6 protein-coding genes are annotated in these 8,488 nt (G+C 50.5%); 4 read left to right on the forward strand and 2 right to left on the reverse strand.

The genetic code is table 11. The features are described from left to right. Positions 1-702 precede the first annotated feature (702 nt). The gene (gene glpK, locus ACO6V1_RS20995) at positions 703-2,211 is read right to left on the reverse strand and encodes a glycerol kinase GlpK (protein ID WP_422449647.1); all 1,509 of its coding nucleotides are present in this window, start codon (positions 2,209-2,211) and stop codon (positions 703-705) included. 85 nt (positions 2,212-2,296) lie between these two features. Further along, the gene (locus ACO6V1_RS21000; RefSeq protein ID WP_422449646.1) at positions 2,297-3,115 is read right to left on the reverse strand and encodes an MIP/aquaporin family protein; all 819 of its coding nucleotides are present in this window, start codon (positions 3,113-3,115) and stop codon (positions 2,297-2,299) included. Between the two features lie 589 nt (positions 3,116-3,704). On the opposite strand from ACO6V1_RS21000, the gene glpA reads away from it, so the two are divergent. From glpA to ACO6V1_RS21020, 4 genes are read left to right on the forward strand one after another with little or no spacing between them, the layout of a single operon-like run. Then, positions 3,705-5,402, forward strand: coding sequence for an anaerobic glycerol-3-phosphate dehydrogenase subunit A (gene glpA / locus ACO6V1_RS21005; protein WP_422449645.1), 1,698 nt, complete (start codon positions 3,705-3,707; stop codon positions 5,400-5,402). Then, positions 5,399-6,709: a glycerol-3-phosphate dehydrogenase subunit GlpB gene (glpB, locus tag ACO6V1_RS21010; protein ID WP_422460991.1), complete on the forward strand. Its 1,311-nt coding sequence runs from the start codon at positions 5,399-5,401 to the stop codon at positions 6,707-6,709. The genes glpA and glpB overlap by 4 nt, the downstream gene beginning before the upstream one ends. Continuing rightward, positions 6,703-7,899, forward strand: coding sequence for an anaerobic glycerol-3-phosphate dehydrogenase subunit GlpC (glpC, locus tag ACO6V1_RS21015; RefSeq protein WP_422449643.1), 1,197 nt, complete (start codon positions 6,703-6,705; stop codon positions 7,897-7,899). Before glpB ends, glpC begins: the two co-directional genes overlap by 7 nt. A gap of 13 nt (positions 7,900-7,912) precedes the next feature. Beyond that, entirely contained in the window at positions 7,913-8,320 is a 408-nt protein-coding gene (locus ACO6V1_RS21020) for a DeoR family transcriptional regulator (RefSeq protein WP_422449642.1), read from the forward strand. Positions 8,321-8,488 lie beyond the last annotated feature (168 nt).

The following is an 8,488-nucleotide window of genomic DNA, read 5'->3' on the forward strand; positions in this document are numbered from 1 at the left end:
GCTTAAGTCCGACAGCTCCTAGTGCAGAAAAGCGTTAATACCCTTACACCCCGTTCATCCTGAGCTTGTCGAAGGATGGTGCCACCGTACTTCGACAAGCTCAGTACGAACGGTACGGGTAGCAACGCTCAGCTGCACTAGCGCTCCTGAACCGGATACAAGGAGCCAGTTCAGAGTGCTTACCCCAATCAACAATGCTGGAACTTTTACTGTGAAAACGACCAACGTTCTTACCTGATTTGTACATTGACAAGATCACAGGAACCGACAACAAACGACATCATTCTCACACCAAAAATTCAGGCATATTGAACTGTTTCATAAGATGGAAACCCCGTGCAGGCAGCCTGTCTCAGAAGCCCTTCTTATAAATCAGGGCACACATAGTAAGTGATTTTTTGACAAAGTGGTAATTAACAACACTTGTTAGTGGGATTACCTATTTACCTGTATGCCGAAAACTTTGGCCAACTTTGATAATCCACAGGCAATCTTGCACAGGCACTATCGGTCAGTGTTGAGTGATGAAAAGTTAACTGTGGTTATGGAGGACGGAAAGAATCTTCCCAAAAGGGCAGGAATGCTGCGAAACAAGGTTTGATTTATAAGGCTACAGTTGTATATATCGAGCACAGACTCCACACATTAGCCAAAGCAGTGCTCAGGGTAGCAAATGCACCCTGAGCCCGTGAACACTTCCGTTTATTCCTGGTCTTCCCATTTCAGGCTGCGTTCTACGGCTTTCTTCCAGCCTTTGTACAACTCTGTGCGCTGCTCATCATCCATCACCGGAGTATAAACACGATCAACGCCTACCTTGCCCTTAAGCTCATCAATGCTCTTCCAGAAACCAACGGCAAGACCTGCCAGATAAGCAGAACCCGCTGCTGTTGACTCCGTCACCGTTGGACGAACCACTTCTTTATTCAAAATATCTGACTGGAACTGCATCAGAAAGTTATTGGCAACAGCACCACCATCCACACGCAGCTGTTTCATTTCGATACCGGCATCCTGCTGCATCGCTTCAATCAGATCACGGGACTGGTAAGCAATGGCTTCCAGCGTGGCACGCACAATATGGTTACGGTTGGCACCACGGGTCAGACCGAAAATGGCACCACGGGCATAAGGATCCCAGTAGGGCGCTCCCAGGCCAACAAAGCCCGGTACGACATATACACCATTGGTGTCTTTTACTTTGCCGGCAAAATATTCGGTATCTGCCGCATCACGAACCAGGCCAAGCTCATCACGAAGCCACTGAACAGAAGCCCCACCCATAAAGACAGAGCCTTCCAGGGCATAATGCACCTTGCCATCAATACCAAAGGCAATGGTCGTTAAAAGACCATTTTCAGACTTCACTGGAGCCTCACCGGTATTCATCAACAGGAAGCAGCCTGTACCATAGGTGTTCTTGGCCATGCCTTTCTCATGGCACATCTGACCAAACAGGGCAGCCTGCTGATCACCTGCCATACCAGCCACCGGAATCCGGGTGCCGCCTTCACCACCGATGTTGGTCTTGCCATACACTTCCGAGCTGGACTTCACTTCAGGCAGCATGCTGCGCGGAATATCCAGCGTCTGCAAAATGGTGTCATCCCACTCCAGACGGTTGATATCAAACAGCATGGTCCGTGAAGCGTTGGTTACATCCGTCACATGGGCGCGGCCATTGGTGAGCTTCCAGGTCAGCCAGGTATCCACGGTACCGAACAACAGGTCACCTTTCTCGGCACTTTCACGGGCACCTTCGACGTTATCAAGAATCCACTTGATTTTTGTGCCAGAGAAATAGGCGTCCAGAACCAGACCGGTGGTTTCACGGATATGACTTTCCAGACCGGCTTTTTTTAATTGTTCGCAGATCTCCGTTGTACGACGGCATTGCCATACAATGGCGTTATAGACCGGCTGACCGGTAGTTTTATCCCAGACAACAGTGGTTTCACGCTGATTGGTGATACCAAGTGCAGCCACCTCATCCGGGCGAATATTGGTTTTTGCCAGCACCTCGGTCAGAACCGAACTCTGGGTCGCCCAGATCTCCATCGGGTTGTGCTCAACCCAGCCGGGTTGGGGATAGTGCTGGGTAAACTCTCGCTGAGAAGTCCCTACGATTTCACCATCATGGTTAAAAATAATGGCCCGTGAACTGGTTGTACCCTGGTCAAGAGAAACAATGTATTTCTTTTCAGTGGTCATTCTTTTGTCCTTGATTCCTTAATTGGCAGGGGGCCCTGCCTTCTCACAAAACTCACAAAATTCACAAAAAGCGGCTAATAAACAATCAGACGGTTTTGATTTCACAATCAGGTGTTGCGCAGTCAACAGGCTCCACCTGCTTACCCAGCACATTGATGTAAAGCCACGCACCGGTCATGGCACCACAGACAGGCGCAACAATCGGTACCCAGAAATAGGGGTTGGCTCGTGCACCCGTCAGCGCCACTTCGCCCCAGCCTGCAAAAAAGGCAAAGAGTTTCGGGCCAAAATCCCGTGCCGGGTTCATGGCAAAACCGGTCAGAGGGCCGAAAGAGGCACCGATAACAGCAATAAGAATACCGATGAGAAGGGCAGAAAGCGCACCGTTGGAAACACCATTATTTTCATCACCGATCGCCAGAATTCCGCCCATGAGCACAGCGGTGATGACAAACTCGACAGCGAAGGCCTGCAGGTTAGTCAGTGCCGGGTTGGCATATGTCGAGAAAATACCCGCTGTGGCCAGACTCTCCTCAGAGCCACGAACAATATGATGGGTCAACTCATAATCAGCGAATAAGCCACTGTACAGGAAGTAAACCAGGGCCGCAGAACAGAAAGCACCCAACACCTGGGCAACAATAAAGGGCACGACCTTGTGTTTGTCGAAGCCTTTAAAAACAGTTAATGCAAGCGTGACTGCCGGATTCAGGTGAGCACCGGAAATGCCGCCGGTAACATAGATGGCAATGGCAACACCAAGCCCCCAGACGATGGACACTTCCCACTGACCAAAATCAACACCAGCCAGAACGAGCGCCGCGACACAACCCACACCAAAGAAAATAAGAAGACCTGTGCCTATAAACTCGGCAAGACATTCCCCAAGCAATGATTTTCTCATAATGGCTACTTCCACCTGCTTTACGCAGATTAATATTTATTAATTAAGGCATAGTCGTTTATTAAAAATAAAGAACTCAACAAATGCCCTCTTGTCGACAAAATATTGCAAATAAAAACAAACATTATCAACCCTTAAGATTGATATGAATCAAGCAATTGCCAAAAAAGACAGCCAGCTTCGGGAAATACTCACAAAAACAACTAACAGAACACAATTCTTAACATGCGCATCATGAGCTTCAATTAACCACTAAGAAATTATTCCGCAATAAGTTCCGCATCTGACCTAGTACATGGTTTCAATGTAATTGATGGGTTCCTTCTATCAATGACTCCCAAGCTCCGTTCGTCCTGAGCGGAGATTGTACACATCAAACTCATTGAAATGATGTACTAGTTAAGGCCGCTACCCGCTTCCCGCAAAAGCACAAGCACAAGCGGCCTGTCTTTTTCGGGCAGCGGGCAGCGATTTTTTTATGACCGGATGACAACTCGTGCCTTTCTGTTGATTTGTGTCATTTTCTGAATAGAGCCGTTTATTTATAGTGCTCATTGCGAACATAAACGAACATCCAAGAGCAAATTCAATGAGGCAGATAGAGACCGACGTTGTCATCATCGGTGGGGGTGCCACCGGAGCGGGCGTTCTTCGCGACTGTGCTCAACGGGGAATGCGTGCCATCCTGGTGGAAAAGGATGATATCGCCAACGGTACTACCGGGCGTAACCACGGTCTGCTCCATTCCGGTGCCCGCTACGCAGTGACCGATCCTCACTCTGCCATTGAATGCATCCGTGAAAACCAGATTCTGAGGAAAGTGGCCAGCCACTGTATTGAAGAGACCGGTGGGCTGTTCATCACCCTGCCTGAGGACGAACTCTCCTTTCAGGAAACATTCATTACCGCCTGTACATCTGCGGGTATACAGGCCGAGGCATTAACACCTGCAGATGCTCTGCGCATTGAGCCAAATGTGAATCCCAAACTGCTGGGTGCAGTCCGTGTTCCAGACGGTACCGTTGACCCTTTTCGTTTAACTGCGGCCAACATCCTTGATGCAGAAGAATACGGCGGTCGCCTTATGAGCTATACCAAAGTCGTTGGCCTAATCATCAACAATGGCCGGGTACGGGGGGTACACTGCATCAGTCTGAAAACCGGTGAAAAAGTGGATATCCATGCTCAGCAGGTGGTGAATGCTGCCGGTATCTGGGGGCAGCAGATTATTGAATACGCAGACCTTGCCATTCATATGTTCCCGGCCAAAGGCTCGTTATTGATTGTTGATTACCGCATTAATGGTATGGTGATCAACCGCTGCCGCAAACCCTCCGATGCCGACATTCTGGTTCCCGGGGACACCATCTCGCTTATTGGTACCACCTCGGAGAAAATCCCATACAGTGACATCGAGAATATCCGGGTCAACCCCGATGAGGTTGACGTTCTGTTAGCTGAGGGTGAGAAACTCTGTCCGATCATGGCCAGGACCCGTGTACTTCGTGCCTATTGCGGTGTTCGCCCGCTGGTCTCTCTGGGAGATGACCCATCGGGTCGAAATATCAGCCGGGGGATTGTCTTGCTTGACCACGGTGAAACGGATGCCTTGCCGGGTCTTATTACCATTACCGGCGGAAAGCTGATGACCTACCGGCTGATGGCGGAAATGGCCACGGATGCGGTGGCAAAAAACCTGGGCAACAGCAAACCCTGTGTCACGGCTATACGACCACTGCCCGGAGCTAATGGCAAACACAGCGATATTTACGCTCCCCAGGTTTCTATCCCGGTATCAGGCTCAGCAAAGTACCGCCATGGAGAAAGAGCGGCAAAGTTCCTTGCCAACGACAAAAAGCAGAATGCGGTTATCTGTGAGTGCGAAATGGTCACTCGCGGTGAAATCGAATACGCCGTCCATAACCTTAATGCCAGAGATCTGGTTGACCTTCGTCGTCGGACCCGCATTGGCATGGGGCCTTGCCAGGGAAAAATGTGTGCCTGTCGAGCGGCCGGTATTGTCAGCGAAATAACCCACGACGATAACGGTGAACAAGCGCTGAGCAGCGTGGGTGAGTTTATGCAGGAACGCTGGAAGGGCGTCAGGCCGGTGCTGTGGGGTGATGCGATGCACGAAGCCGATTTGAGCTACTGGCTGTACAACAACCTTCTGGGCTACAGCCAGCTGGAACCTAATGACGCGGCACCGGTAAATTCCCACAGTGTCAATCCTGGCGAAGCTGCTGTGCTCTCCAGGGAAGAGTCAAAGGAAGAGGTAGCCCCATGAACTACGACGTTATTGTGATTGGCGGAGGCCTTGCGGGTTTAACCGGCGCAATCCGCTGCGCAGAAGCGGGCTTGAAAACCGTTGTGGTCAGTGCTGGAGAGAGTGCCCTGGCCTTTGCTTCCGGTGCCATCGATGTGTTCGGAATTGAACAAGATAATTCTTTCGTGGAATATCCATTTGCAGCCATCCGTCAACTGCCTTCCATCCATCCCTACCAGAAAGTGGGAGCAGCATTTTTACAGCAGGGATTGACATTTTTTACCGAGCAAATGGCAGCAGCTGGCATCCAATTGAGCAATTCTGGCCAGCAGAATCATGGTCGTCTGACAGCACTGGGAGCTATTCGCCCAGCCTGGTTAAGCCAGGAAGGTGCTGGCAGCCTGCCGTTGCTGGCTCCTGCAGAAGGCATACGTCGTGTTGCCATCATCAATATTGCCGGCTTTCGTGACTTTCAGTCGGCACTGATGGCCGCAGGTATGAAGCAACATCCCGGATTCTCTGAGGCAGAGTTCATACTGGCGGATATCAAAACGGCAACCCTGAACATTAATACCAGAAATGCCTATGAGCTGCGCTCGCTGGAGTTAGCCCGAACCCTTAAGCGTGATCTGTTCAGCCAGCCTAATGGTATAAACATATTGTCGTCTGCTTTACAGAAGGCAGCCGGTAATGCTGATCTGGTGGTTATACCCTCCGTCCTCGCTGTAGAAGGTGGTAATGACCTGATCCGTCAACTTGAAACACTGACCGGCCTGCGTATTTGTGAAGTCGCGACCTTGCCGCCATCACTCCCCGGAATGCGCATGGCCTCTGCCCTGAAGCAGCGATTCCGGCAGTTGGGCGGTATGTTCCTGGAAGGTGACCAGGTGCTTTGTGGTTGCTTTGCAGAAAACCGGCTGTGCTCGGTAAAGACCAGACTGAACCCCGATATGCCCATATCCGCCAGCCACTTTATTCTGGCAACCGGCAGCTTTTTCAGCCAGGGGCTGGCCAGTGACCGCCATCATCTGTCCGAGCCGGTTTTTGGCCTTGATGTTGATGCCCCGGACAGTAGAGTTCAGTGGTCAGATCATCGTTTTATGGATGGAAAGCCGCATAATTTCAGCCATTTCGGTATTCACACCAGTGAACAGTTAAACCCGTACCGAAACGGTCAGAAAATCCATAATCTTTACTGCGCAGGTGCGGTGCTCAATGGTTTCAATCCGGTCCAGGAAGCCAGTTCGGGTGGGGTAGCCATCAGTACCGGCTGGTTTGCTGCCAACAGGATTATTGCAACGATACCTCAGGCGGAAGAAACATGCTGAACACCATTGATACCAGCTTTGACAGCTGCATTAAATGCACCGTCTGCACAACCCGCTGCCCGGTCGCTGAAGTAAACCCGGACTACCCGGGCCCCAAACAGGCCGGCCCCGACGGGGAACGTTTACGCATCAAAAACCCGGCACTGTACGATGAAGCCTTGAAACACTGCACCAACTGCAAACGTTGTGAAGTTGTCTGTCCGTCGGGTGTACAGGTGGGAACAGTTATTCAACTGGCAAAAGCCCGACACGGTGGTTTCAAAAAAGGCCCCCGGGAATTTATTCTCAGCCATACCGACTTGATGGGGTCACTTTCTGCCTCCACGGCTCCTGTCGTCAATATCGCCACTCAGCTGAAACCCGTTAAAAAACTGCTGGATAAAGTGCTGGGAATTGATCAACGACAGACATTGCCAAAATACACCCATCAAACGTTCCGTCGCTGGTTTAAGCAGCAGAAAGCACAACAGACCCGCTTCGATCGTCAAGTCAGTTTCTTCCACGGTTGTTTCACTAACTACAATGACCCAACCGTGGGCAAACATCTGGTAGCGGTACTGAATGCCATGAATATTGGTGTCACGCTGTTAAATAAAGAAAAGTGCTGTGGTGTCCCGCTGATAGCCAATGGCTTCTTCGATAAGGCCCGCAAAAATGCCAAACTGAACATGGGGCAGTTTGCCGACTCATTAGCGGACAGTGAATGTGTACTGGCAACAGAGCCCAGCTGTGCCATGACACTTCGGGACGAATACCCGGAAGTGCTTCATGTGGATAACCACGCCATCAGACAGCGTATTCTGTTTGCCGCCGCTTTTATTACCAGGGAGTTTGCCAAAGGCAATAAGCCGGACATGAAGCCTGTTAACCTGAGGGTTGGCTATCACAGCCCCTGCCACCTGATCAAACAGGGTGGCGTGATTCACACCATGGAATTGTTAAACAGTATTCCCGGGCTGGAGGTGATAATGCTGGACCAGAAGTGCTGCGGAATGTCGGGTACCTACGGTTTTAAAAAAGAGAACTATCAAACCTCTCAGAACATTGGTCAGGGTGTCTTTGATCAGATCGAAGCGCTTAATGTAGATTATGTGGTCACCGACTGCGAGTCCTGCAAGATGCAGATAGAAATGAACACCGCTCATAAAGTGATGCACCCGTTGACCCTCATGGCACAGTCATTAGCCTGAGAATTCAATACTTATGGATGTTCACAAAACGACAAAGCTTGTGCATAAACAGCAACAGATCCCACAGAGCCGACGCCATGAAATGATCATCACCCTGCTCAGGCAGGAAGGCTTTGTGACCACTGAAGCTCTGGTGCAACATTTTAACGTAACGCCCCAGACCATTCGCCGGGATCTTAATGAGCTTGACCATCAAGGCAAAATTTCCCGCCATCATGGCGGGGCCGGTCTGCCCAACAGCAGTATTGAAAACACCCGGTACGGTGAACGGAAACATCACCTGAGCGCGGAAAAAGATCGAATTGCCATGATCCGGCTGGGCCATATTGCCGACATTGATACACTATTCACTGACGCACAACCTCCGATCCCCCTGATGGAGCAGCTCAAGCCTGGACAGACAACGGTGGTTGTCTGTTAACCCGGATATTTCATAAACTGCCCCGAATATCGCGAAGGACTTTGTTGCTCTAAGGGATTTTGTGAAGGAGCGCCGTACCGGGGAGTACGGTCGACTGAGCAAAACTCCCTTAGAGCGGCAAAGGACAAGCGAGATCGGGAGCACGTTTATGAAATAACCGGGTTAATA

Origin of the sequence: Endozoicomonas sp. ALC013 (genome assembly GCF_049310205.1) — a bacterium.
Classification (GTDB): domain Bacteria; phylum Pseudomonadota; class Gammaproteobacteria; order Pseudomonadales; family Endozoicomonadaceae; genus Endozoicomonas.